The 24,893-nt window shown below is 68.0% G+C and carries 19 protein-coding genes; 15 read left to right on the top strand and 4 right to left on the bottom strand.

Annotated elements, in window-relative coordinates; translation table 11 throughout:
* Positions 1 to 11: 11 nt before the first annotated feature.
* The 11 genes from metH (at position 12) to HTA01S_RS09825 (ending at position 15,504) form a co-directional block, all read left to right on the top strand.
* Positions 12 to 2,765, top strand: a complete 2,754-nt coding sequence (metH, locus tag HTA01S_RS09875; RefSeq protein ID WP_084235998.1) for a methionine synthase — start codon at positions 12 to 14, stop codon at positions 2,763 to 2,765.
* A 98-nt stretch (positions 2,766 to 2,863) separates the two neighbouring features.
* Positions 2,864 to 3,781, top strand: coding sequence for a zinc ribbon domain-containing protein (locus HTA01S_RS26155; RefSeq protein WP_084235997.1), 918 nt, complete (start codon positions 2,864 to 2,866; stop codon positions 3,779 to 3,781).
* A gap of 142 nt (positions 3,782 to 3,923) precedes the next feature.
* On the top strand, positions 3,924 to 4,343 hold the full coding sequence (locus tag HTA01S_RS09865; RefSeq protein ID WP_157572043.1) for a hypothetical protein: 420 nt from the start codon (positions 3,924 to 3,926) through the stop codon (positions 4,341 to 4,343).
* Positions 4,344 to 4,554: 211 nt separating this feature from the next.
* Positions 4,555 to 4,971 carry a YjfI family protein gene (locus HTA01S_RS09860; protein ID WP_068170124.1) on the top strand — a complete coding sequence of 139 codons (417 nt, stop codon included), beginning with the start codon at positions 4,555 to 4,557 and terminating at the stop codon, positions 4,969 to 4,971.
* 25 nt (positions 4,972 to 4,996) lie between these two features.
* Positions 4,997 to 5,734 (top strand): PspA/IM30 family protein, encoded by a 738-nt coding sequence (locus HTA01S_RS09855; RefSeq protein ID WP_068170122.1) that lies wholly within the window; start codon positions 4,997 to 4,999, stop codon positions 5,732 to 5,734.
* The gene (locus HTA01S_RS09850) at positions 5,734 to 6,066 is read left to right on the top strand and encodes a hypothetical protein (protein WP_068170118.1); all 333 of its coding nucleotides are present in this window, start codon (positions 5,734 to 5,736) and stop codon (positions 6,064 to 6,066) included. The genes HTA01S_RS09855 and HTA01S_RS09850 overlap by 1 nt, the downstream gene beginning before the upstream one ends.
* Positions 6,067 to 6,136: 70 nt before the next feature.
* Positions 6,137 to 6,772 carry a ubiquinone biosynthesis protein gene (locus tag HTA01S_RS09845; protein ID WP_068170116.1) on the top strand — a complete coding sequence of 212 codons (636 nt, stop codon included), beginning with the start codon at positions 6,137 to 6,139 and terminating at the stop codon, positions 6,770 to 6,772.
* Positions 6,773 to 6,846: 74 nt separating this feature from the next.
* The gene (locus tag HTA01S_RS09840; protein WP_068170114.1) at positions 6,847 to 8,985 is read left to right on the top strand and encodes a hypothetical protein; all 2,139 of its coding nucleotides are present in this window, start codon (positions 6,847 to 6,849) and stop codon (positions 8,983 to 8,985) included.
* 25 nt (positions 8,986 to 9,010) lie between these two features.
* The gene (locus HTA01S_RS09835) at positions 9,011 to 9,556 is read left to right on the top strand and encodes a TFIIB-type zinc ribbon-containing protein (RefSeq protein WP_169804762.1); all 546 of its coding nucleotides are present in this window, start codon (positions 9,011 to 9,013) and stop codon (positions 9,554 to 9,556) included.
* 25 nt (positions 9,557 to 9,581) lie between these two features.
* Positions 9,582 to 14,789, top strand: a complete 5,208-nt coding sequence (locus HTA01S_RS09830) for a DNA repair ATPase (protein WP_068170105.1) — start codon at positions 9,582 to 9,584, stop codon at positions 14,787 to 14,789.
* Position 14,790: 1 nt separating this feature from the next.
* Entirely contained in the window at positions 14,791 to 15,504 is a 714-nt protein-coding gene (locus HTA01S_RS09825) for a phospholipase D-like domain-containing protein (RefSeq protein ID WP_245638050.1), read from the top strand.
* Between the two features lie 16 nt (positions 15,505 to 15,520).
* Here the strand turns inward: HTA01S_RS09825 and HTA01S_RS09820 are convergent, their stop codons facing one another.
* The 3 genes from HTA01S_RS09820 to HTA01S_RS09810 form a co-directional block, all read right to left on the bottom strand.
* A complete protein-coding gene (locus HTA01S_RS09820; RefSeq protein WP_068170104.1) occupies positions 15,521 to 16,438 on the bottom strand; it encodes a D-hexose-6-phosphate mutarotase in 918 nt (305 codons plus the stop codon).
* A gap of 30 nt (positions 16,439 to 16,468) precedes the next feature.
* Complete coding sequence (locus tag HTA01S_RS09815; RefSeq protein ID WP_068170101.1) at positions 16,469 to 17,053, bottom strand: chalcone isomerase family protein; 585 nt, start codon at positions 17,051 to 17,053, stop codon at positions 16,469 to 16,471.
* Between the two features lie 100 nt (positions 17,054 to 17,153).
* On the bottom strand, positions 17,154 to 17,429 hold the full coding sequence (locus HTA01S_RS09810; RefSeq protein ID WP_068170098.1) for a DUF2164 domain-containing protein: 276 nt from the start codon (positions 17,427 to 17,429) through the stop codon (positions 17,154 to 17,156).
* Between the two features lie 184 nt (positions 17,430 to 17,613).
* Here HTA01S_RS09810 and HTA01S_RS26260 point away from each other — a divergent pair, with 184 nt between their 5' ends.
* Together HTA01S_RS26260 and HTA01S_RS09800 are read left to right on the top strand one after the other, a co-directional pair.
* A complete protein-coding gene (locus HTA01S_RS26260; RefSeq protein WP_084235995.1) occupies positions 17,614 to 18,075 on the top strand; it encodes a double zinc ribbon domain-containing protein in 462 nt (153 codons plus the stop codon).
* Between the two features lie 155 nt (positions 18,076 to 18,230).
* Entirely contained in the window at positions 18,231 to 20,912 is a 2,682-nt protein-coding gene (locus HTA01S_RS09800) for a DUF3857 domain-containing protein (RefSeq protein WP_068170093.1), read from the top strand.
* Here the strand turns inward: HTA01S_RS09800 and HTA01S_RS09795 are convergent.
* Positions 20,901 to 22,454, bottom strand: coding sequence for a YifB family Mg chelatase-like AAA ATPase (locus HTA01S_RS09795; RefSeq protein ID WP_068170090.1), 1,554 nt, complete (start codon positions 22,452 to 22,454; stop codon positions 20,901 to 20,903). The genes HTA01S_RS09800 and HTA01S_RS09795 overlap by 12 nt on opposite strands.
* Positions 22,455 to 22,837: 383 nt before the next feature.
* On the opposite strand from HTA01S_RS09795, the gene glnK reads away from it, so the two are divergent.
* A complete protein-coding gene (gene glnK, locus HTA01S_RS09790) occupies positions 22,838 to 23,176 on the top strand; it encodes a P-II family nitrogen regulator (protein ID WP_056264790.1) in 339 nt (112 codons plus the stop codon).
* A 31-nt stretch (positions 23,177 to 23,207) separates the two neighbouring features.
* A complete protein-coding gene (amt, locus tag HTA01S_RS09785; RefSeq protein WP_068170087.1) occupies positions 23,208 to 24,779 on the top strand; it encodes an ammonium transporter in 1,572 nt (523 codons plus the stop codon).
* Positions 24,780 to 24,893 lie beyond the last annotated feature (114 nt).

Here is a 24,893-nt window from a genome sequence, read left to right as displayed (position 1 = left end):
TGGTGAGCCCCATGTCCGCAGTTTCCGACTCCGCCGTTTCTCCCTCTTCGTCCGCCGCCGTGCCGCCCATGCTGCTGTCCGGCCTGGAGCCGCTGCGCATCGGTGACGACAGCCTGTTCGTGAACGTGGGCGAGCGCACCAACGTGACCGGCTCCAAGGCCTTCGCCCGCATGATCCTGAACGGCGAGTACGAGCAGGCGCTGGCCGTGGCGCGCCAACAGGTGGAGAACGGCGCGCAGGTGATCGACATCAACATGGACGAGGCCATGCTCGACAGCAAGGCCGCCATGGTGAAGTTCCTGAACCTGATCGCGGGCGAGCCCGACATCGCGCGTGTGCCGGTGATGGTGGACAGCTCCAAGTGGGAGGTGATCGAGGCCGGCCTGCGCTGCGTGCAGGGCAAGGGCGTCGTCAACTCGATCAGCATGAAAGAGGGCGTGGACGAGTTCAAGCGCCAGGCGCGGCTGGTGAAGCGCTACGGCGCCGCCGCCGTGGTGATGGCCTTCGACGAAAAGGGCCAGGCCGACACCTACGAACGCAAGGTCGAGATCTGCGAACGCGCCTACCGCATCCTGGTGGACGAGGTGGGCTTCCCGCCCGAAGACATCATCTTCGACCCCAACATCTTCGCCATCGCCACCGGCATCGAAGAACACAACAACTACGCGGTCGACTTCATCAACGCCACGCGCTGGATCAAGCAGCACCTGCCGGGCGCCAAGGTGAGTGGTGGCGTGTCCAACGTGTCGTTCAGCTTCCGCGGCAACGACCCGGTGCGCGAAGCCATCCACACCGTGTTCCTGTACCACGCCATCAAAGCCGGCATGGACATGGGCATCGTCAACGCGGGCATGGTCGGCGTGTACGACGAGCTGGAGCCCGAGCTGCGCGAACGCGTGGAAGACGTGGTGCTGAACCGCCGGCCCGACGCCGGTGAGCGCCTGGTGGAAGTGGCGGAGAACGCCAAGGGCGCGGCCAAGGACGACAGCAAGAAGAACGAGTGGCGCGCGCTGCCGATCCGTGAGCGCCTCGCCCACGCGCTGGTGCGCGGCATGAACGAGTTCATCAGCGAAGACACCGAAGAGATGTGGCGCGAGATCGAAGCCGAGGGCGGCCGCCCGCTCAACGTGATCGAAGGCCCGCTGATGGACGGCATGAACGTCGTGGGCGACCTGTTCGGCCAGGGCAAGATGTTCCTGCCCCAGGTGGTGAAGAGCGCGCGCGTGATGAAGCAGGCCGTGGCCCACCTGCTGCCCTACATCGAAGCCGAGAAGCTGGCGCAGCAGGCCGCGGGCGCGGACGTGAAGCCCAAGGGCAAGATCGTGATCGCCACCGTGAAGGGCGACGTGCACGACATCGGCAAGAACATCGTCACCGTCGTGCTCCAGTGCAACAACTTCGAGGTGGTGAACATGGGCGTGATGGTCCCGTGCCACGAGATCCTGGCCAAGGCCAAGGAAGAGGGCGCCGACATCGTGGGCCTGTCGGGCCTGATCACGCCCAGCCTGGAAGAGATGCAGTACGTGGCCGGCGAGATGCAGAAGGACGCGCATTTCCGCGAGAAGGGCATCCCCCTGCTGATCGGCGGCGCCACCACCAGCCGCGTGCACACCGCGGTGAAGATTTCGCCGCACTACGAAGGCCCGGTGGTCTACGTGCCCGACGCCTCGCGCAGCGTGAGCGTGGCGCAGAGCCTGATCGGCGACAGCCGGGTGAAATACATCGCCGAGCTCAACGCCGACTACCACCGCGTGCGCACGCAGCATGCCAACAAGAAGCAGGTGCCGCTGTGGCCGCTGGCCCAGGCGCGTGCCAACAAGACGCCCATCGACTGGGCCGGTTTCAAGCCGATGAAACCCAAGGTCATCGGCAAGCGCCAGTTCAAGAACTTCGACCTCGCCGAGATCGCGAAATACATCGACTGGGGCCCGTTCTTCCAGACCTGGGACCTGGCCGGCCCCTACCCCGCCATCCTCACGGACGAGGTGGTGGGTGAGCAGGCCAGCAAGGTGTTTGCCGACGGGCAGGCCATGCTCAAGAAGATCATCGAAGGCCGCTGGCTGCAGGCCAACGGCGTGATCGGCCTGTACCCGGCGAACACGGTGAACGATGACGACATCCAGCTCTACACCGACGAGAGCCGCAGCCAGGTCGCGCTCACCTGGCACGGCCTGCGCCAGCAAACGGAAAAGCAGGAAGTGGATGGCGTGCTGCGCCCCAGCCGCTGCCTGGCCGATTTCGTGGCGCCCAAGGGCGTGGCCGACGACTACGTGGGCCTGTTCGCCGTCACCGCCGGCCTGGGCATCGACAAGAAAGAGCAGCAGTTCCTGGACGCCCACGACGACTACAACGCCATCCTGTTCAAGTCGCTCGCCGACCGGCTGGCCGAAGCCTTTGCCGAGTGCCTGCACCAGCGCGTGCGCACCGACCTCTGGGGCTACGCGGCCGACGAGCAGCTCGCGAACGACGAGTTGATCAAGGAAAAGTACCAGGGCATCCGCCCCGCGCCGGGCTACCCGGCCTGCCCCGACCATTCGGTCAAGCGCGCCATGTTCGCGCTGCTGCAGGCTGAGGAGATCGGCATGGCGCTGACGGACAGCCTGGCCATGACGCCTGCGGCCAGCGTGAGCGGCTTCTACCTGGGCCACCCCGACAGCAGCTACTTCAACGTCGGCAAGATCGGCGAGGACCAAGTGGAGGACCTGGCCGAGCGCAGCGGCGTGGCCGCCAGCGAGCTGCGGCGCTGGCTCGGGCCCAATCTGTAACCGTTTGTGTGGGTGATCCTTCCGCTCGAACACCTGCGGGTCCACAGCGTGGGCGCACTGTGCTAGAAAGTGCCCAGACTTCAAGTGACGGGTAGATCATGGCGGTGTGCAAGGCTTGCGGAACAGAGAACAGAAACAAGGCGAAGTTCTGCAGGGGCTGCGCTGCGCCATTGCCGCCAGAACCGGCTTCGGCGCGCGGTGGCGTGCTGCCAGAACACATCTGCCCGACCTGCAAGGTGCGCAACTCGGCCAAAGCCCTTTTCTGCCAGGCCTGCGGCGTGCCCCTGGTTCCGCCGTCGGTGGCTTTTCATCCCATGCCCGAGCTGCCGGGGGGTGGGTCCCGGCAACGCGTCGGTGTCCTGCTGGCGGGGCTGGTGCTGGTGTTGGCGGGCCTCGGAACCTGGTGGAAGCTGAGCCACAGCAACGGGTCGCCATCGCTGGCCGCCACGGCTGAGGCCACGGCGCCCGTACCGGCATCGACGTCGCCCAACGGGCCCGCGACACCGGCCCCTGCCCAGGCCACACCCGCCAGCGCCGTCGCTCCGGACGCCGCCGCCACTTCCCCAGCACCCGGCGACGCGACCCACCTCTCGGAGGCCGAGCGTCTGCGCCTGTCGCTGGAGCGCCTGGAGCGCGAGGACAAGGAGCGCACCGCCGCGCTGGAGCAGCGGCGTGTGGCCATGGCGGCGGAGCAGCAGCGGCGCGCCGAGCTGGCCCGCCGCCGTGCCGAAGCCGCCGCGGCGGCTGCGGCGGCCGCTGCCTCCCACTCGGCCTCCGCGTCATCGTCGTCACAGCCGTCGACGGCAGCGACACCAGCGGAAGCGAAAACGGAAACCGCCCCACCTCTGGCGGCGTCTGCCGCCACGGTGGAGGCCGCCTGCGCCGGCAGCACCAACTTCTTCGCCCGCGACCTGTGCCGCATCCGCGAGTGCCGCAAGCCCTCTTTCGCCAGCGACCCGATCTGCGTCCGGTTCCGCGAAATGGAAGAAGCGACCCGCCGCAAGCTGGCCAACTGAGCCCCTTCGCGGGCTGCCTGGCGCGGGCCGGCGGCATCGTGCCCGGGCAGGGGAAGGGTCAAGGAAGGGGCAGGCTTGTCCCGCGGGTCCGAATCGCTACCATGGGGGCGTCCAACACGGACACGACCAGGGAGGTCCAGCGATGAAAAAGAGCATGGTGATCGGGTTCGCCTTGTGGGGCCTCACGGCCGTGGCCCGCGCGGCCACACCCACGGAGCAGATGGAGGGTTTCCTGCTCCAGCTGGAGCAACAGGGGGTAGAGCCGGCGGTGCAGGCGTTTTTCCGGCCCAGTCCGGGGGCCGGCGTGGCCATGCCGCAGATCCTCATGATGCAGCAGCAGCTCAAGACCGTGCTGCCCACGCTGGGCAGCACGAGCGGTTTCGAGAAGGTGCGGGAATGGAGCGTCGCCCCGTCCCTCACGCGCCTGATGTACCTGGGCAAATACCCGCAGACGCCGCTGATCTGGAGCGCCTATTTCTACAAGAGCAGCGACGGCCAGTGGTGGCCGGCCCGGCTCGACATCAGCACCGATCTCAACAAGGCCCTGGACGGGCTGAACTGAGGGGCTGCGAGCCCGCCACCCCTGCCCGCGACCGCCCCGACGGTGCCCGAAACCGCGTCGGTCCAGCGGTCACCCCCCACACACTGACGCACCAGGCCGGTCCCCTGGTGCGCGTTTGACACGAATGTAAAAAAGTGTGTTGACATGATATGTCGGCCCACCTATCCTTGCGCCCATTCATCAAAAACACCGCCGATGAGGTGAGGGGGCCATGAAAACACTGCTGGCGCAATTGAAGGGGCTGGACACGCTGACCGCCGACGCGATGGGCGGCCTGGTGGTGGACCTGCAGCCCATTCCCGGCGACGTGCCGGTGGTGCAGGTCAGCATCGAAGACCGGCAGGAGCTGCCGATCTACATCACCTGCTCGGACGCGCAGATGCTCTGCCTGTGTTACCTCTGGGCCGACGACGAGGTGCTGCCGGAGCGGCGCATGGAGCTGCTGCAGACCCTGCTCGACCTCAACCCCTCGGTGCCGCTGTCGTCGTTCGGCCGGGTGGGTGACCGCTATGTGCTGCTGGGGGCGCTGGGCCGCGATGCCCGGGTGGAAGACATCGCCAAAGAGGTGGCCGTGCTCAGCGACAACGCACTCGACGCGCTCAGCGCCTTGTCCGAGTACCTGAAGTAACGCCATACCCCGGGAGGAAAACGCCATGTCCGTGATCAAGAAAGTCATGACCCTGCTGCACGGCAGCGTGCGGGAAATCGGCGAGAGCGTGGTCGATGCCAACGCCACCCGCATCTACGAACAGGAAATCCTGGACGCCAGACACAGCGTTGCCCAGGCCAGGGACGAGCTGGCCGGTGTGATGGCCCGGCAGATGCAGAGCGCGCGCCAGATCGAGCGCCTGCAAGCCGACATCGACCGCTACGAGGCGCTGGCCGTCGAGGCGCTGGACAAGGCCCAGGAGGCGCTCGCCGAAGAGGTGGCCGGCAAGGTCGGCGCGGTCGAGCAGGAGCTGCAGGCGCAGACCCGTGCCCACGCGGCCGGCGAGGCGCAGGTGACGCGCCTGAAGGAGTTGATCAAGTCCGCCGAGGCCCGCATTCGGGAGCACGAGCGCGAGATCGGCGTGGCCAGGACCACCGAAAGCGTCTACCGCGCCACGCGCTCCATCTCGGAAAACATCACGCAGGGCGGCTCGCGCCTGGTGAGCGCGCGCGAGTCGCTGGAGCGCATCCGGCAGCGGCACGAAGAGCTGGCCGACCGCATGAGCGCCGCCGAGCAGCTCGAACAGGCCTTGGGCGGCGACGCGCTGGACCAGAAGCTGGCGGCCGCCGGCATCGGCGAGGCAGCGAAGCGCCAGCAACAGGTGATGGACCGCATTCGCGCCCGCCGCGCCCAGGGTGCCCAGGGCACGCCCGGCAACGATCCGGCGCAGGCGGCCGACTGATGGTGGCGCGCAAGCCCGCTCGCTGGAGCGGTTCCGACGATGCCCTGCGCGCGGTGCAAGTGGCTTTCGACGTGGAGCAGGCCGTGCTCGACGCCGTGCGCACCGCCGCCTTCCACAACAACCTGTCCACCTCCGACCAGATCCGCCAGCTGCTGAAGCTGTCCAGCGCCACCCGGCCCAAACGGCCCCGCCTGACGGTGTCGCTGACCAGCCAGGACTACGAACTGCTGGCCGGGCGCTACGGCCTGCCGGCGGACGACCGGCTGGCGATCAAGGAGCGGGTGACGCAGGAGCTGATCCGTTTCGCCCAGTCACCGGACCCACACCCATAGCTTTCACAAAAACCCATCGCCAGGCCCAGCGCCGGCGTTTCACAACCATCAACTACGAGGGAGGAGCGGAATGGACCGCTTCATAGACGCTGCCATCGGGTACCCCACCGCCGTGCTCACGGCCCTGCTGCTCGTGGTGCTGGTGTACTGGCTGCTGGCCCTGGTCGGCTGGGTGGACTTCGAGTCCACGGGCATTGACCTGGAACTCGCGCCACAGACCGAGGGCGACGCGGGCGAGCTCTCCACGCTGGCCGGCTACGTGATGGCGCTGGGCCTGAGCGGCGTGCCCTTCTCCATCGTGGTGAGCCTGCTGGTGCTGGTGGCCTGGACGCTCAGTTGCCTGGCTGGCGAGTGGCTGATGCCCTGGGTGCCCACGCTGCTGTTGCACGTCGTGGTCGGCACCGGCGTGCTGCTGCTGAGCGTGGCGCTGGCGATCTTCGTCACCGCGCTGCTGGTGCGGCCCCTGCGCGGCCTGTTCGTCACCCACCAAGCCATGGGCAACGCCAGCCTGGTCGGCCAGACCTGCACCGTGATGAGCCAGCGCGTGGACGAGCGCCACGGCCATGCCGAGGTGGCCCAGCGCGGCGCCAACCTGCAGATTCAGGTGCACGCCGAGACCCCCAACACCCTGACCAAGGGCATGCCGGCCTACATCCTGGAATACGACGCCGCCGCGAACCGTTACCTCATCCGGGGCGAACCCTGAGCGGCGCTCGCCGCACACACCGCCCCAACGTCTTCTTTCTTCATCTCACCCCACCCACACCACAAGGGACATTCATGGAGCCGATCCTCATTTCATCCGGCATCGCAGCCTTCTTCCTGCTGTGCTTCATCGTGATGTTCGCCAAGTTCTATCGCAAGATCGAACAGGGCCACGCGCTGATCATCAACACCCTGCGCGCCGAGCCCGAGGTGACCTTCACCGGCCGCATGGTCTACCCCATCATCCACAAGGCCGAGCTGATGGAGATCTCGGTCAAGACCATCGACATCGACCGTTCGGGCAATGAAGGCCTGATCTGCCGCGACAACATCCGCGCCGACATCAAGGTCAAGTTCTTCGTGCGCGTGAACAAGACCGCCGACGACGTGCTCAAGGTGGCGCAGGCCATTGGCTGCGAGCGCGCCTCCAACCAGGACACGCTGGAAGAGCTGTTCTCGGCCAAGTTCTCCGAAGCGCTCAAGACCGTGGGCAAGGCGATGGACTTCGTGGACCTGTACCAGGCACGCGACCGCTTCCGCGACGAGATCATTGCCCAGATCGGCAACGACCTCTCGGGCTACGTGCTCGACGACGCGGCGATCGACTTCCTGGAGCAGACCCCGCTCTCCAAGCTCGACGCCAACAACATCCTGGACGCACAGGGCATCAAGAAGATCACCGAGCTGACGGCGGTGGAGCACGTGCGCACCAACGAGCTGCGCCGCAACGAAGAGATGCAGATCAAGAAGAAGAACGTGGAAACGCAGGAGGCCCTGCTGGAGCTGGAGCGCCAGGCCGCCGATGCCCAGGCCCGCCAGTCGCGCGAGGTGGCCACGGTCAAGGCCCGCGAAGAGGCCGAAACGTTGAAGATCCAGTCCGAGGAAAAAACCAAGTCCGAGCTGGCCCGCCTGCAGGCCGAGCAAGCGGTCTCGGTGCAGCAGGAGAACGTGCTGCGCGAGAAGGAAGTGGCAGAGAACAACCGCAAGCGTGCGGTGGCCATCGAGGAAGAAAAAGTGATCCGCGCCCGCGAGCTGGAGGTGGTGGACCGCGAGAAGGAAGTGACCCTGCAGAAGATCGAGAAGGACAAGGCGGTCGAGGTGCAGAAGAAAGCGATCGCCGACGTGATCCGCGAGCGCATCGTGGTCGAGCGCACGGTGGCCGAGCAGGAGGAAGCCATCAAGGAACTGCGTGTGGTGGCCGAGGCCGACCGCACCAAGCAGTCCACCGTGATCATGGCCGAGGGCCAGGCCGAAGAAAAACTGATCATCGAGGTGAAGGCCGCCGAGGCGCAGGAGCGCAAGGCGCGCCACAAGGCCACCGAAGAGACCACGCTGGCCGAGGCGCGCCTGAAGGTGGCCGAGAAGGAGTCCGAGGCCAAGAAGCGCGAAGCCGAAGGCCTGGAAGCGCTCACCGCCGCGCCGGGCCTGGCCGCGGCCAAGGTCACCATGGTCAACGCCGACGCGGTGGAGAAACAGGGCATGGCCGAGGTGCATGTGCGCGCCGCCGGTGCCGAGGCCATGCTGAAGGAAGGCCAGGCCGAGGCCCAGGTGATCGAGCTGCGCTCGCAGGCCGAGGCCGTGGGCGTGCGCGCCAAGATGGAAGCCGAAGCCAGCGGCAAGGAAAAGCTGGGTCTGGCCGAGGTGCAGGTGCGCCTGGCCGATGCCGACGCCGTGGTCAAGGCCGGCCAGGCCGACGCCGCCACCATCGAGGCGCGCTTCCAGGCTGAGGCCAAGGGCCTGCGCGAGAAGTTCGAGGCCATGAGCGCGATGAGCGGCCAGACCCGCGCCCACGAAGAGTTCCGCATGCAGCTGGAGAAGGCGCACGTGGAAACCGTCAAGGGCATCGACGCGCAGACCGCCATCGCGCGCGAACAGGCCGAGGTGCTGGGTGCCGCCATGGCCAACGCCAAGATCGACATCGTGGGCGGGCAGGGCGATTACTTCGACCGCTTCGTCGGCGCGCTGGCCGTGGGCAAGGGCATCGACGGAGTGGTGAACAAGAGCAAGACGCTGCAGGTGGCGTTCAAGGACCAGCTCGCGGGCGAACGCGACGTGGTGCCCGATCTGCAGAGCCTGCTGGGTGCGCTCGGTGGCTCGTCCAGCGAGATCCAGAACCTCAGCGTGGCGGGCCTGCTGAGCAAGGTCATGCGCGACGGCACCGAGGCCCAGAAGAGTGCCCTGCGGACCCTGATGAATGGCCTGGACAAAGGCTGATCCCTTTTTGAACGGAGACACCACCATGTCCAACACCTGGCACTGCTGCGCCTGTGACCACCGACCTGCCCTGAGCGAACAATCGCTCTCGCCCGGCCTGCCCACGCGCGAATGCGTCGAATGCAACGGCCACTGGGTCCGCCTGGACGACCACCGGGAATGGGTCGCCAGCGGCGCGCCGCAGGCCGAGGCCCCCGAGCTGGCCGAACACTGGCTGCCCGAGGCCGATTCGCCGGCCCGAGCCTGCCCGGCTTGCCAGCGCATCATGGAGCGCCTGCGCACCGGTGGCCAGCCCGACATCCGCATCGACCGCTGCGTGCATTGCCATGCCGTCTGGCTCGACGGCGGCGAATGGGCGGCCCTGCAGTTCCAGCAGGCGCGGCTGGACGACGTGCTGTCCGACATGTGGCAGCGGCAACTGCGCGAGGCGCAGGCGCAGGAGCGGCGCGACGCGCAGGTGCGCCAGCGCCATGGCGCCGAATGCATCGACGAGGTGCTGCGCATCCGGCAGTGGCTGCAGCAGCAGGCCGAACCCGGGGTGGTGCTCAAACTGATCCGCAACGGCTGGTGACCCCAGGCACCACAGAAAGTCCGACATGTCCAGACAAGATCCCGCGGCGCCGGGTGGGGAAACCGGCGCCGACGCCGTTGAACGCCTGGTGGCCGACGGTGGCAGCTACGAGCTGCTGAAAAAGCGCCTGCAGGCCCAGGGCGACGCGCTGCAGAACAAGACCCAGGCGCTCAACGAAGCCCGCCTGGGCACCTTCGGCCGCTCCGAGCAAAGCCTGCTGCTGCGCACCCGCGCGCGCACCGAAAACAACTGCGTTGCGCGCGACCTGGTGCGCATCGGCGACGTGCTGCTGTTCGGCTACAACGTCTTCATCGGCCTGAAGAAGGAGACGGCGGTGGGCGACGTGTTCGCGCTCTACCGCCTGGCCGAGCACGATGGCGCCGACGAGCTGGAGGCGGTGCCGCTGGCCGGCAGCTTCCTCGACGACCCGCGCTTCGTGGCCGACTTCCGCGAGCTGCACGCCTACTACAAGCAGGCCACGCTGCTGCAGCTGCGCGTCACGCAGGACAAGCTGCTCGCGGCCTTCCAGATCGGTCAGCAACTGCACGACCTGCGCGTGTTCCGCTGGAGCATCGAGCCCGGCGGCGCGATCCGCTACGTGGACAACCGGGGCGAGCGCGACATGGCGCTGCCGCCCACGCACGACTTCGAGTGGACGGTGGCCACGCGCGAAGACCACGTGGGCGGCAAGCACCCGCACATCAACGTGCTGGACACCATCTTCGTCGAGACCCTGGGCGGCGACCTCACGGTCAAGATCGAGAACAACACCGAAACCGGCCTGGGCATCTACAGCGAGCCGGTGGAAGACAAGCACCAGGCGCTGGTGGACGCCGAGGTGGCCTGGGCGCGCCTGGGCCTGCTGATCCTGCTGCGGATCAAGCCCTACCGCGAGTCCGAGACGCGCTACCTCGTCTTCAACACCCGCACGCAGAAGGTCGAACGCATCGACGCCATCGGCGTCTCCTGCGTGCAGCTGCCCGAGGACCACGGCATCATTTTTCCCGGCGGCATGTACCTGCAGTCGGGCGAGTACAAGCGCTTCGATCTGCCCGCGCAGCTCAGCAGCAGCCTGCGTTTCAAGCGCATGCTGCGCTCGCCGCACGGCGAGGAAGTGCTCTATGTGTTCTACCAGCCGGGCGGTGGCCACTACGCGCTGTTCAGCTACCACCTGATCAACAAGACCCTGGCCGCGCCCATCGTGGCGCACGGCTACGCGCGCTTTCCCGACGGGCGCATGCTGGTCTTCCTGGCCGATAACGAAGAGCCCACGCGCGTGCACCCCATGCAGCTGTGGCAGACGCCGTTCGCCAGCGAAGAGCACGCCGCCTCGCTGCCGCGCGGCACCGGCTTCTTCGCCAAGGTGGGCAACGCCGAGCTGGTGCGCGGCGTGTCCGACCTCATGGGCATCGCGCGCGCGGTGCGCGAGCAGGTGCCCACGCGCACCGCCTACGAAGACCTGATCCGCCAGTGCACCCGCGTGGGTGACGCCTACTTCTGGCTCGGCGAGCCCGAGGCCCAACGCCTCGGCACCGAGCTGCAGGCCATCGTCGAAGGCGCGCGCCAGACCCTGGCCGAGTTCGAGAAGGTGGACAGCATCCGCCGCGAAACGGCGCGCGCCCTGCAGCAGGCCGAAGGCGAGCAGCACAGCCTGCTGACCGACATCGCCAGCACGCTGTGGCGCCGCCCCGAAGACTTCGTGCAGGCCCTGGGGCGCCTGCGCGAGCGCCGCGGGCGGCTGCAACCGCTCAAAGAGCTGCGCTACGCCGACCTCGCCGCCATCGAGGCGATGGACGAGGCGCTGCAGGCGCAGCAGCTGCAGGTGGGCCACAAGGCCATGGCGTTCCTGGCCGACAAACACGCTTTCGACGGCCACCAGCAGGCCCTGGTGCAGACCACGGCGGCCCTGGCGCAGGCCAACACCTCGCCCGCGCTGGGCAAGCTGCTGGAGACGCTGGACGAACAGGCCTCCGGGCTGGACCTGCTGACCGAACAGCTGGGCAGCCTGCCTGGCGGCGACGCGGTGGTGCGCACCGCGATCCTGGACCGTATCTCCGGCCTCTACGCCGACATCAACCGCCTGCGCGCCGAGGCCCGCAGCCGCCGCAAGAGCCTGGGCGCCACCGAGGCCGCCGCCGAGTTCGGCGCGCAGTTCAAGCTGTTTGGCCAGGCGGTGGACAACGCGCTCGAATTCGCCGACACGCCCGAGAAATGCGACGAGGCGCTGACCCGCCTGCTCGCGCAGCTCGAAGAGCTCGAAGGCCGCTTCGCCGACCACGAGGTCTTCATCACCGACGTGGCGAGCAAACGCGAGGCCGTGGTGGACGCGCTCGCTGCGCGCCGCCAGACCCTGGTCGAAGCGCGCCAGCGCCGCGCCCAGGCGGTGAGCGAGGCGGCCGGGCGCATCCTCGACGGCATTCCGCGCCGCGTGGCCGGTTTCGCCGACGTGGGCCAGATCCACGGCTACTTCGCCGGCGACCCGCTGCTGGCCAAGCTGCAGCAGCTCATGGCCGACCTGCGTGCCCTGGGTGCGCAGGTGCAGGCCGACGACATCGCCACGCGCCTGAAGACCGCGCGCGACCAGGCCCTGCGCGCCGTGCGCGACAAGAGCGAGCTCGTCGCCGCCGACGGCAACACGCTGCGCTTCGGCCGCCACGCCTTCACCATCCAGCGCCAGCCGCTGGATCTCTCGCTCGTGCCCAGCCAGGGCGGGTTGAGCTTCCAGATCACCGGCACCGACTACATGGCCCCGGTGCAGGACACGCGGCTCGATGCTTACCGTGCGCGCTGGGACCAGGCGCTGGTGTCCGAGACACCCGAGCTGTGCCGCGCCGAGTACCTCGCGGGCTGTCTGGTGCAGGCCGCGCTGCGCGGCGAGCAGGGGCTGGACTGGGCCACGCTGGTGGGCGCGGTGCAGGCCGCCACGCCCGAGCAGCCCGCGCCCCTGCTGGAGCGCGTGCGCGCCTTCGCCGCGCCGCGCTACCAGGAGGGCTACCAGAAGGGCGTGCACGACGAAGACGCTGCCCGCCTCGCCGCCGCCCTGGTGCGCATGCAGGACGGCGCGGGCCTGCTGGCCTGGGGCCCGTCGGAGCGCACGCTGGCGCTGCTCTACTGGCAACACGGCCGCTTCGTCAACGAGCGCGACGCGCTGCAACGCCGCGCCCGCGCGGCCCTGCAGATGCAGCAGCTGTTCGGCACGCAGGCTGCGCTCGAAGCCGTGGAGGCCGACACCGCCACCGCCCTGCAACGCTTCGCCGACGAGTTCCAGCCCGAGCTGGGCGGCGAGGGCGTTGACCCCGAACAGGCCGCCACGCGCTGCGCACAGGCCGCCGCCTACCTGGTGCGCCAGCTCGCGGCCCACGACGCCGCCACGCCCACCTGGGCCGTGTCCGGCCCGGCGCAGGACCTGGCCGACGCCTTCAAGCGCGAGTTGGAGCGCGGCGGGCGCTGGGCCGACTGGCAGCACGATCTGGACGCCTGCATGCCCGGCGAACGCTGGCACCGCGCGCGCGAGTGGGTGCGCGCCTTCGCCACCGCGCAGGCCGCCGACGCGGCGGGCTGGGTGGACGAGGCCGCGGGCGTGCTCTGCCTGCCGGTGCCGCGTGAGCGCGTGAACGCCGTGCTGCAGACCCAAGTGGACGGCCTGCTGAGCGAGCACCCGCGCGTGGTGCAAGGCGGCATGGCGCTCAACCTGAACCACTTCTGGCAGCGCTTCCTGCACCACCAGAGCCGCAACGTGCCCGCGTTCGAAGCCTGGCACCGCCTGCGCCACGAGCTGGTCACGCAGGAGAAACAGCGCCTGCGCCTGCACCAGTTCCAGGCCAAGCCGCTGTCCACCTTCGTGCGCAACCGCCTGATCGACGAGCTCTACCTGCCGCTGATCGGCGACAACCTGGCCAAGCAGATCGGCGCCGCGGGCGACGCCTCGCGCACCGACCGCATGGGCATGCTGCTGCTGATCTCGCCGCCCGGCTACGGCAAGACCACGCTGATGGAGTACGTGGCCGACCGCCTGGGCATGGTGTTCGTGCGCATCAACTGCCCGGCGCTGGGCCACGACGTGGTGTCCATCGACCCGGCCAGCGCCGAACACAGCGCGGCGCGCCAGGAGCTGGAGAAGCTCAACCTGGGGCTGGCCATGGGCAACAATGTGATGCTCTACCTGGACGACATCCAGCACACCAACCCCGAGTTCCTGCAGAAGTTCATCGCCCTGGCCGACGGCACGCGCCGCATCGAAGGCGTGTGGAACGGCGAGTCGCGCAGCTACGACCTGCGCGGCAAACGTTTTGCCGTGGTGATGGCGGGCAACCCCTACACCGAGTCGGGCGACGTGTTCAAGATCCCCGACATGCTGGCCAACCGCGCCGACATCTACAACCTGGGCGATGTGCTCTCGGGGCGCGAGGCGCTGTTTGCGCTGTCCTACCTGGAGAACGCGCTGACCGCCAACCCGGTGCTGCTGCCGCTCTCATCGCGCGACCCGAAAGACGTGCACCTGCTCGTGCGGCGCGCCGAAGGGCAGGACGTGCCCGCCACCGCGTTCGCGCACCCCTACGGCGCGGCCGAGCTGGATGAACTCACCGAGCTGTTCAAGCGCCTGTTCCGCGCGCGCGACCTGCTGCTCAAGGTCAACCTGAGCTACATCGAATCGGCGGCGCAGAAAGACGACTACCGCACCGAGCCGCCCTTCAAGCTGCAGGGCAGCTACCGCAACATGACCAAGCTGGCGGCGCAGATCACGCCGCAGATGCGCGACGACGAGCTCGACGCCCTGCTGCGCGACCACTACCGCGGCGAGGCCCAGACGCTCACCACCGGTGCCGAAGAAAACCTGCTCAAGCTCGCGCAGCTGCTGGGAAGCCCCACGGCCGACGAAGCGCGGCGCTGGGTGGACATCTGCGGCGAATTCGTGCGCCAGCGCAAGCTCGGTGGCAGCGACACCGATGCAGGCACCCGCATCACTTCGGGGCTGCTGGATGTGGCGCGCGCGGTCGATGGCCTGAAGAAGCCCGAGGGTGAAAAAGAGGGCCAGGCTTCCGAGGCGCTGCGCCTGGCCGAGGCGGTGCTGGAGATCGCGGTGACCTACCGCACCATCCTGCTGCCGCTGATCTCGGCCACCGAGCGCCGCCTGAAGATGGACCACTCGATCCGCACCGAGGTGGAGAAGGTGGCGCAGCAGCTCGACGAGGTCAAGGCGCGACAGGCGGAACTCAAGGTCCGGGGAAGCTGAGGTGGGTGCCACCACCGAAGACGCGCTGCACCGGCTGCGCCAGCAGCTCGAAGACAGCCTGGCCGACGTGCGCCTCTCCGACGACGAAAAGCGCGCGCTCACCGACACCCTGCGTTCGGCACAACTGCCCGAAGAGGGCTTGCGGCGCTTGCGCAACCAGGCCTTTGAGCTGGTGCGCGCGCACCTCGCCGAGGTCGAAGACAACGACCCCGGCGCGCTGGTGCGTTGGCTCGAAGGCGTGGTGCGCGCGCTGGACGTGTCGCGCACGGCCGGTGGCTCCTACCGCGCCCAGGCCTGGTTCAGCCCGGGCGACGACTGCCGCAACGCCATCGTCGGCCAGTTGCGCGCCTGCCGCCAGCGCGCCGATCTCTGCGTGTTCACGCTGTCCGACGACCGCATCAGCGACGAGGTGCTCACGGCCCACCGGCGCGGCGTGGCAGTGCGCCTGATCACCGACAACGACAAAGCCTTTGACCGCGGCAGCGACGTGATCGCTCTGCAGGGCGCGGGCGTGCCGGTGCGGGTGGACCAGAGCGCCGCCCACATGCACCACAAATTCGCGCTGTTCGACGGGCGCTGGCTGCTCAACGGCAGCTACAACTGGACCCGCAGCGCCAGCGCGCAGAACGAAGAAAACCTGGTGCTCTGCAACGACCCGGCGCTGTTGCGGCAGTTCGACGCAGCGTTCGAGGCCTTGTGGTCGAGGTTGGGATAACGCGCTCCCGCCGCGTTCAGCCCGGCCTGCCGTGCCAGCCGATCTCGGCCACCAGCCGGTGTTCGCCACCGGGCGGCAGCGCCACCGCGTCGTCCGCCACGTTGGCGGTTTCCACGCAGACGAAGCGCCGGTATTCCTCGTCTGCCAGGTCGGCCATGCCGGCCGCCAGCGCCGCCCCGGGGTTCCACACCACGGCGGTTCGGCTGCCTTCGCTGCGGATGCGCAGCACCCGTTGCCCGGCACCGTCCTGCACGCTCAACGTGTCGGGGGCCCCGGTGTAGATGCGGTCCACCTCGGCGGTGAACACCACCGCGCCCAGCTGTTTGCGCGGCGCGCCCGGGGCGCCAGCGGCCTTGTCGAGGTAGTGGCAGCTGTCCAGACCGGTCACGCTGGTCTGCGCCAGTTCGCCCACCGCCAGATAGCTGTGCAGTGCCTGGGTGAGGGTGAAAGGCTGGTCGCCGGTGTTGTGTGTCACCAGCGCCAGTCGCAGGCTGGGGCCGACGGTGATCTCCAGCGTCAGCCGGAACCTGTGGGGCCAGATCGCCCGGGTGTCGGGGCTGTCCGTCAGCGCCAGTGTGATCCGCGTGGCGCCGCCGGGCAGGGCGGTGGTGCCGCTGACCGACCACGGCCGGGTGCGCGCGAAACCGTGGTTGGGCCGGCCCAGGCCCTCGGGGTCGGCGCCAAACCAGGGCCAGCACACCGGCACGCCGCCCCGGATGGCCGCGCCCGCCTGGTACCGGGCGCGTTCGCTCACGAACAGCAGGTCGGCGCTGGCGGTGTGTGGCCGGAAGGACAGCACCTGGCCGCCGTGCATGGACACCTGCGCCTGGGCATGCGCGTTGCGCACCTGGATCAGCGGCAGGCCACCTGGCCCGGCGATGAAGGCCAGCTGATCGGAAAGGGCGTGTGCGGCGTTCAGGTCGTCGAGCGTCATGGGTTTCTTCGATGGGTGGCGCTCAGCCTCTCAACCGCCGAGCAGGCTTTCCTTCAGGCGCATGTCCACCGGGTCGTTGCCCAGCCAGATGCGCAGGATCATCTGGAAGAACTCCGCGTCGTCGATGGGCTGGCCCTGGGGCTCGCCCTGGATGAAAAACTGCGTGCCCTTGCCCGGCACGAACTCCATGGCAAAGGTGTGGCCCTCGTCCACAAAGCTCTTGCCCGAAAAGATGTCGATCAGCCGCGTGGTGGCGGGGATGTGCTTGCGCATCAGCTCGGGCGGGTTGTTGTCCTTCAGACCGCGCATGAAAGCCAGGCCCAGGTCGGTGCCCGTCACCTTGCGCTGCGCCACGAAGCTCAGCCGCTTCGGGCCGGGCAGCGCCAGCACCGCCTCGGGGGTCTTCGCCGTGGCCGGCAGGTACATCGCCATGTCGTACACCTTGAAGATCGCCTTGTAGCGCGTGCCCGAACCGTTCATCACCAGCGTGGTGCCCGCCAGGGAGCTGGTCTTTTCAAAGGCGGTGGCCGCGCCTGAAGCGCCTGCGGCGGCGAACAGCGCCGTGGCCAGTATCAGCTGGAGCGGGGAGGGGATCTTCAGGATCTTGGTCTTCATGGGTTTGTCTCCGTGGTTGTGGTTGGGGGGAAAGCGTCTCAGGGGTTGAAGTATGGGCAGCGCGGGCACCCGCTCAGCGCCCGGGCGCGGCCGTTGGGCGTCAGCCGCGGCTGCGGGGCGGGCGGCTGGCCGTCTTCCAGTAGCCGAACTCGTCCTCGTGCACCTCGATGTCCAGTTCCTGCACCCGGCCCAGTAGGCGCTCCTGGGCGTCGGCCACGGCCCGGTTGTAGATGCTCGGGCCGATCTCCTTCAGAAAGAAGTTCAGCAGCCCGCCCGCGGCCACGTTGCCGATGGGCTCGTCCATGTGTTCGCGGAAATAGCGTTCGATGGAGGTCGTGGCCTGTTGCCGGGCTTCTTTGGAGAGTTCGATGCTCATGGTGGGCGGGTTCCGGGGTGGTGTGCGGGTTTCGAGTATCCCGCTTTGGTTCTCCTTTTTGGCGCCGCCCGCGGGCGTTTCAACCGCCCGTCCTGGCGCCGCGCCCGCCTGCGGGCTGGCGGCGGGTCGGGGTGCCGGGCGGTGCTAGAAACCCGGCAAGCATTTCTCAATCGACAGGTGATTCATGGCGGTGTGTGCAGCATGTGGGGCGGAAAACGGGGAGAGGGCGCGGTTCTGCCAAGCTTGCGGGACTTCGCTGGGGGCCAGGCCCACGGCGGCCCCGCGCCATGAGCCCCAGGCCCCCGCCCAGGCCGAAGGGCTGTTCCAGACCTGCGCGGCCTGCCAGTCCAAGAACCCGCTGGCCGCCACGGCCTGCCGGACCTGTCGCACCTCCCTGCTCCCTTCGCTGGCGGCACCCAGCCGCAAGGCCACGCCCGTGGCCCGGCGGTCGAACGCCGGCCGGCTCGTGCTGGTGGGCCTTGTGCTGGCGAGCGCCGCGGCGGGCGGCTGGTGGTTCGGCACGAACCGCGGGAAAGCCGCGTCAACGGCGTCTCGGGTGGCGGTGGCGTCCCCGGTCGGCGAGCCGGTGGCGTCGGGCGTGGAGCTGGCCGGGACGACGATCCCGCCCCATGCCGTCTTGAAATGACGGTCTGACGTTCGCGCGCATGTTCTCCGGCCGGTGGCCGTGAGAGGCTGGGTCGACGGTCCTGCCGTTGCGCCGGCCGTCTGAAAATCCGCCTGAATACAATTCATTACAAATTGCGCACCGGTGTTGGTGCGCAGCATTCAGGGAGCATCTTGATGGGTTGGTCGAATCTGGCAGCACATGCGCGCGGCCTGCGCCGGTTGCTGACGCGCCCGCTGGGCCTTTCGCTGGTGGCCTTGTTGGCGATGGGCTCGTGCCACGCAGCCGCCCTTGTCGGACCATCGAAAGGGCCGACGCCCGCCTGGGTCAAGCCCATCGAGCTGGAGGCGGATGCATCCGCTCCGGTGGAGCAGATTCGCAGCGGCGTGTACTACCTGTTGGTCGATCGGCAGACCCGGGTCGCTGGCAACGAGCGGCAACAGTTCAACCGGTTTGCGATCAAGGTGGTGAACGACAAAGGCATGGAGCATGCGGCGAGCATCGATATTGACTTCGACCCCACGTTCCAGCGACTGCAGCTGCACACCCTCGCGGTGCATCGAAATGGCCGGGTCATTTCCCAACTGGCCACCGTGCCGATCCGCACCCTGCAGCGAGAGAAGGAGCTGGAGGCGCTGATCCTGGATGGCCGCTTGACCGCGAGCCTTCTGGTCCAGGATGTGCGGGTGGGCGATGTCGTGGAGTACGCCTATACCGTTCGTGGCGTGCATCCGAGCATGAAGGGTGGCCACTTTGGTGGCTTCGACATGCAATGGCGAGACCCCGTGCATGCCTTGTACATGCGCCTGCTGTGGCCGGCCAAACGCCCCATCACGTTCAAGAACATGAACCTGAGCGAACCCGCGGTCGAGAGCGAGCAGGGCGGCGTGCGGCAATACGAATGGGTGGCCAAGGATGTGCCGGGCCTGCGCTTGAGTGACGATGCGCCGGTGTGGTTCGATCCTTATCCCTACGTGCAGTGGAGCTCGTTCCGGGACTGGTCCGAGGTGAGTCACTGGGCGGTGCCGTTGTATGCGCCGCCCGCATTGCCCGGCGGCGAATTGCGCGAAGAAGTCGAGCGCATCCAGCGGACGTTCTCCGAGCCGGATGACCAAGTGACCGCAGTGCTGCAGTACGTGCAGAAGAACATCCGGTACCTGAGCGTGGACGTTGGCGTGGGCTCCTACACGCCCAGCCAGCCCCGCACGGTGATGGCGCGCCGCTTCGGTGATTGCAAAGACAAGACGCTGCTGACGCTGACGATGCTCAAGGCGCTGGGCATCGAGGCGCGAGCCGCGCTGGTCAACACCCGCCTTCGGGAGGGGCTGATGCAGCGCATCCCGTCACCGGGCGCTTTTGACCACGTGTTGGTGCGGGTGCAGGTCAACGGCCAGAGCTACTGGATCGACCCGACGCGGTATCCGCAGACGGGACGGCTGGACGCCATCTCCCAACCCTATTTCGGATACGCACTGATCGTCGATCCGGCCACCCAGGACCTGGAACCCATGCCGCGCAGCGACGCGACGCGATCCACGCGAAATGTCAACACGGTGTTCGACGCGACCCAGGGAATTGGCCAGCCTGTCACCGTGACCATCACCACCGAGTTGCAAGGCCTGAGCGCTGAACGGATGCGCGATGACATGTCCCGCAGCAATCGGGAAGAGCTGCAGCGCCAGTACGTGAACTTCTACGCCGGCTACTACCCGGGCCTCGTGGCCGAAGGCCCGATGACCGTTGACGACAACCAGCAGACCAATGCCATCCAGGTGGTGGAACGGTACCGAATCGCGGACTTCTGGGCCAAAGGCGACAAGCCCGGCAAACTGGAGGCCAGGATCAAGAATCCCGACATGCTCAGCCAGCTGCGCGAGCCGGGCGAACGGGTGCGCAACGCGCCGTTGGCCATCGGTCACGTCGTGGAGGTTGACAGCGTCACGGAGGTGCTCCTGCCCGAGGACTGGCGCGTGGAACCCGATCATGCGGAGATCCGTCACCCGGCGTTCGAGTTCACCTACACGCTGATGACTACGCCGCGCCTGCTCACGCAGGTCAGCCGTTATGTGTCGTTGAGGGACCACGTCAAGGCCGAGGAGATGGTCGACTACGTGAAACAGTTGGAGGACGCGCGCACGGCCATGTGGTTGGAGCTCACCTACACGCCAGCGGCTGCCGAGCCCCCACCGGCCGACACCGAAGCGTTCGTCCGGCTGGACTCGTTCGGCTGGCCCGTGGCGCTCTATTTCCTGTTGTTGAGCGCCGCCTGCTACGGGATCGCTCGCAAGTTGTACCGCTACAACCCCCGGCAGGTCGTGACGGAGCCTTCCGTTTCTGGCCAACCGTTGAGGGGCTGGGCGCTCGCGTTCGGCATCTTTCTGGCGCTGAGCCTGGCCAGTGCGCTGAAAGAATCGTGGCCGTTCATGTCGGTGGTTCTGGGCGATGTCCGGGCCATTCTTCAGTCCGCAGGCGCGCCGGGCTACCAACCGGGGTCCACCTGGACTGATCTTTTTTCGGTGGGGGCTTTCTTGCTTCTGCTGACGCCTTACGTGGTGCAGCTGGCTTTGTATTTCGGCCGCCGATCCAGTGTTCCCCGGGTGACTTTCTGGCTGCAAGGTGTGGTCGGCGTCGTGGCGATGGTCATTGCACTGACCGCGTTCGCCTATGGGGACGCTTCGGTGGACGCCAAGAAGCTGGCGCTGGACGTGGCAGCGCAGGTGCTCGCGCTGGTCGGGTGCATCTACCTCCTGCGTTCCGAGCGCGCGAAGGTCACCTTTGTCCGGCGTCATGGGGCCCCGTCCGATCAAACACCTGCCCCCTCTGTTCAGCCGGACGTCGCCGACGGATCAACCCCCTGAGCGCAGCGCCCGCCGGTACTGCACCGCTTCGGCCACGTGGCCGACCCCCACCAGATCGCTGCCCGCGAGGTCGGCGATGGTGCGCGCCACGCGCAGGGCGCGGTGGGTGCTGCGGGCGCTCCAGCCCAGCCGGGCGGCGGCGGTGTTGAGGAACTTGAGGGCGGTGGCGTCGGCCTGCAGGTGCTCGTCCAGCGCCTGGCCGGCCAGGGCCTGGTTGGTGTGGCCCTGGCGCTGCTGGGCGCGGTCGCGCGCGGTCTGCACCCGTTCACGCACCGTGTCGCTGCTCTCACCCAGCGCGCCGTGCAGCAGGTCGTCGCTGGGCAGGGCCGGCACTTCAACATGCAGGTCGATGCGGTCGAGCAGCGGGCCGCTGAGCTTGCCCTGGTAGCGCGAGATCTGGTCGGGCGTGTCGCGGCAGGCCCGGGTGGGGTGGCCCAGAAACCCGCAGGGGCAGGGGTTCATGGCGGCCACGAGCTGGAAGCGCGCCGGGAACTCGCTTTGCATGGCGGCGCGCGAGATGCGGATGTGGCCACTTTCCAGCGGTTCGCGCAGGGCCTCCAGGGCCGCCCGGGGAAATTCCGGCAATTCATCCAGAAACAGCACGCCGTGGTGCGCCAGCGAGATTTCACCCGGCCTGGGCGGTGAGCCCCCGCCCACCAGCGCCACCGCGCTGGCCGTGTGGTGGGGCGAACAGGTCGGGCGCTGGCCCCAGCGCGCCAGCGCGAAGCGCCCGGCCAGCGATGCCACGGCGGCCGATTCCAAGGCTTCGCGGGTGCTCATGGGCGGCAGCAGGCCGGCGAAGCGTTGCGCCAGCATGGACTTGCCCGAGCCCGGCGGCCCCACCATGAGCACGCTGTGGCCCCCGGCGGCGGCGATCTCCAGCGCGCGTTTGGCCGCGGCCTGGCCTTTCACGTCCGCCAGGTCGGCGTAGGACGGGCCCTGGCCCACCTGGGTCGGCATCAGCCGGGCCCAGCCGTCGTCGTCCGCGGGCTCTGCGGCGGCGGCGCCTTCGGGCAGGAACTGGCGCACCACGTCCAGCAGGTGGCGCGCCCGGTAGACCTGGGCCTGCGGCACCAGCGCGGCTTCTTCGGCGCTGTCGGGCGGCAGCACCAGGCGGGCCGGAGGGCCTTCGGTGGCGTGTGCACCACCATGGAGCGCCAGGCTCATGGCCAATGCGCCGCGCACCGGGCGCAACTCACCGCCCAGCGAGAGTTCGCCGGCGAATTCCCAGCCGGCCAGGCGCGCGGCGCTGATCTGGCCACTGGCGGCCAGGATGCCCAGCGCGATCGGCAGGTCAAAACGGCCCGAGTCCTTGGGCAGGTCGGCCGGGGCGAGGTTGACGGTGATGCGCTTGGTCGAGGGGAACTCCAGCCCCGCGTTGGCGATGGCCGAGCGCACCCGTTCGCGCGCTTCCTTCACCTCGGTATCGGCCAGGCCCACCAGCGTGAAGCTGGGCAGGCCATTGGCCAGATGGACTTCCACGCAGACCGGACGGGCTTCCAGGCCCAGCAGTGCACGGCTGTGCACCAATGACAGACTCATTGATATTTCCTCCCTTTTTCGGTGCATTCGACACCCGGTTTTCCCGGGAAAACCCGCAGATGGTGATGCACAGCTTTGGTGCTTGCGCTTTTCGAGTGACAGATCGCACGCAAGCCAACGCTTTCATCATGGCACAGGCACCGCCGTACCGCCGCGCAGGGCCGTCCGGGCGCGGTGTTTTCGCGACAGCCCGCCGGGTGGGGCTGCCCTGCGCCTGGCACGGTACATGCTTGGGGCTGTAAGCGATTGAATCAAAGGCGTGGAGTTCCCACGAAACAGTCCGCATCCAAAGTGGTGTCAGCCGTCCCGGCCGGCATTGCCCGTGTCACCCCCGGTGTCGGCCACCCGGTCTGAGCACCCTGTACTAGTAGAGGAATCACAGCATGAAAATGGTTTCAGCCATCATCAAGCCGTTCAAGCTGGACGAAGTGCGCGAAGCGCTCTCCGGCATGGGCGTGCAAGGCATCACCGTCACCGAAGTCAAGGGCTTCGGCCGCCAGAAGGGCCACACCGAGCTGTACCGCGGCGCGGAATACGTGGTCGATTTCCTGCCCAAGGTCAAGATCGAGGCCGCCGTGTCCGACGACCTGGTGGACCGCGTGATCGAGGCCATCGAAGGCGCCGCACGCACCGGCAAGATCGGTGACGGCAAGATTTTCGTCACCTCCCTGGAACAGGTGGTTCGCATCCGCACCGGCGAGACCGGCAAGGAAGCGCTCTGATCAACGCCCGAGCACAAGAAAGATCACGCACATGAAAAAACTACTTGCAACCCTGTTGCTGGGCGCTGGCCTGGCATTCGGCGGACTTAACGCCCTGGCGCAAACCACCGAGGCCCCGGCCGCTGCCACGGCGCCCGCCGCCGACGCAGCAGCGGCCCCGGCCGCACCGGCTGCCGACGCTGCTGCACCGGCCGCTGCTCCCGAGGCCCCGGCCGCTGCCGTTGCAGCGCCCGCTGAAGCCGCTCCTGCCGAAGCCGCACCGGCACCTGTGCCCAACAAAGGCGACACCGCCTGGATGATGGTCGCCACGCTGCTGGTCATCCTCATGACCGTGCCTGGCCTGGCCCTGTTCTACGGCGGCCTGGTGCGCAGCAAGAACATGCTGTCCGTGCTGATGCAGGTCATGGTGACGTTCTCGATGATCGTTGTGCTGTGGACCATCTACGGCTACAGCCTGGCCTTCACCGAAGGCAACGCCTTCATCGGCGGCTTCGACCGGCTGTTCCTCAAGGGCACCTGGGACAACGTCGCCGGCACCTTCGCCAACGCGGCCACCTTCAGCAAGGGTGTCGTGATCCCCGAGATCGTGTTCGCCGCTTTCCAGGCCACGTTCGCCGGCATCACCTGCGCGCTGATCGTCGGTGCCTTTGCCGAGCGCATCAAGTTCAGCGCAGTGCTGCTGTTCACCGCCATCTGGTTCACCTTCAGCTACGCCCCGATCGCCCACATGGTCTGGTTCTGGATGGGTCCGGACGCTTATTCCGCCGCCGCTGTGGCCGATGAGATGAACGGCAAGGCCGGCTTCATCTGGCAAATGGGCGCGCTGGACTTCGCCGGCGGCACCGTGGTGCACATCAACGCCGCCGTGGCGGGTCTGGTCGGTGCCTACATGGTTGGCAAGCGCATCGGTTACGGCAAGGAAGCCATGGCGCCTCACAGCCTGACGCTGACCATGGTCGGTGCCTCGCTGCTGTGGGTGGGCTGGTTCGGTTTCAACGCCGGCTCCGCTCTGGAAGCCAACGGCTTCGCCGCCCTGGCCTTCATCAACACCTTCATCGCCACGGCCGCCGCGGTGCTGGCCTGGTGCATCGGTGAGGCCCTGGCCAAAGGCAAGGCCTCCATGCTGGGTGCCGCTTCCGGTGCCGTGGCCGGCCTGGTGGCCATCACCCCCGCTGCGGGCAACGTCGGTGTGGGTGGCGCGCTGATCATCGGCTTCATCGCCGGCTTCGCCTGCCTCTGGGGTGTGACCGGTCTGAAGAAGATCCTGGGTGCCGACGACTCGCTGGACGTGTTCGGTGTGCACGGCGTGGGCGGCATCATCGGTGCCCTGCTGACCGGCGTGTTCAACTCCCCGAATCTGGGTGGCCCCTCGCTGGTGGCCGACTGGACCACGGTGGCCATGGTCGCTCCCGATGCGTACACCATCGCCGGCCAGGTCTGGACGCAAGCCAAGGCCGTGCTGATCACCATCGTGTGGTCGGGTGTGGTCTCCGTCATCGCCTTCAAGATCGTCGACCTGACCGTGGGTCTGCGTGTGACCGAAGAGCAGGAACGCGAAGGTCTGGACATTTCTTCCCACGGCGAGACCGCCTACAACCGCTGATTCGCGCGGTTGGCCGACGTGGCGCGCAACATGCCTTCTGGATGAAGCCGCCACGACGTTTTTGAGAGTTTCCTTTGGATGTTCACCCCGCGTTGCCGCCCGGCACGCGGGGTT

Origin of the sequence: Hydrogenophaga taeniospiralis CCUG 15921 (assembly GCF_001592305.1) — a bacterium.
Lineage (GTDB): Bacteria > Pseudomonadota > Gammaproteobacteria > Burkholderiales > Burkholderiaceae_C > Hydrogenophaga > Hydrogenophaga taeniospiralis.
Note: the sequence above shows the minus strand (reverse complement) of the source record. Positions and strands in the feature narration are given on the sequence as shown.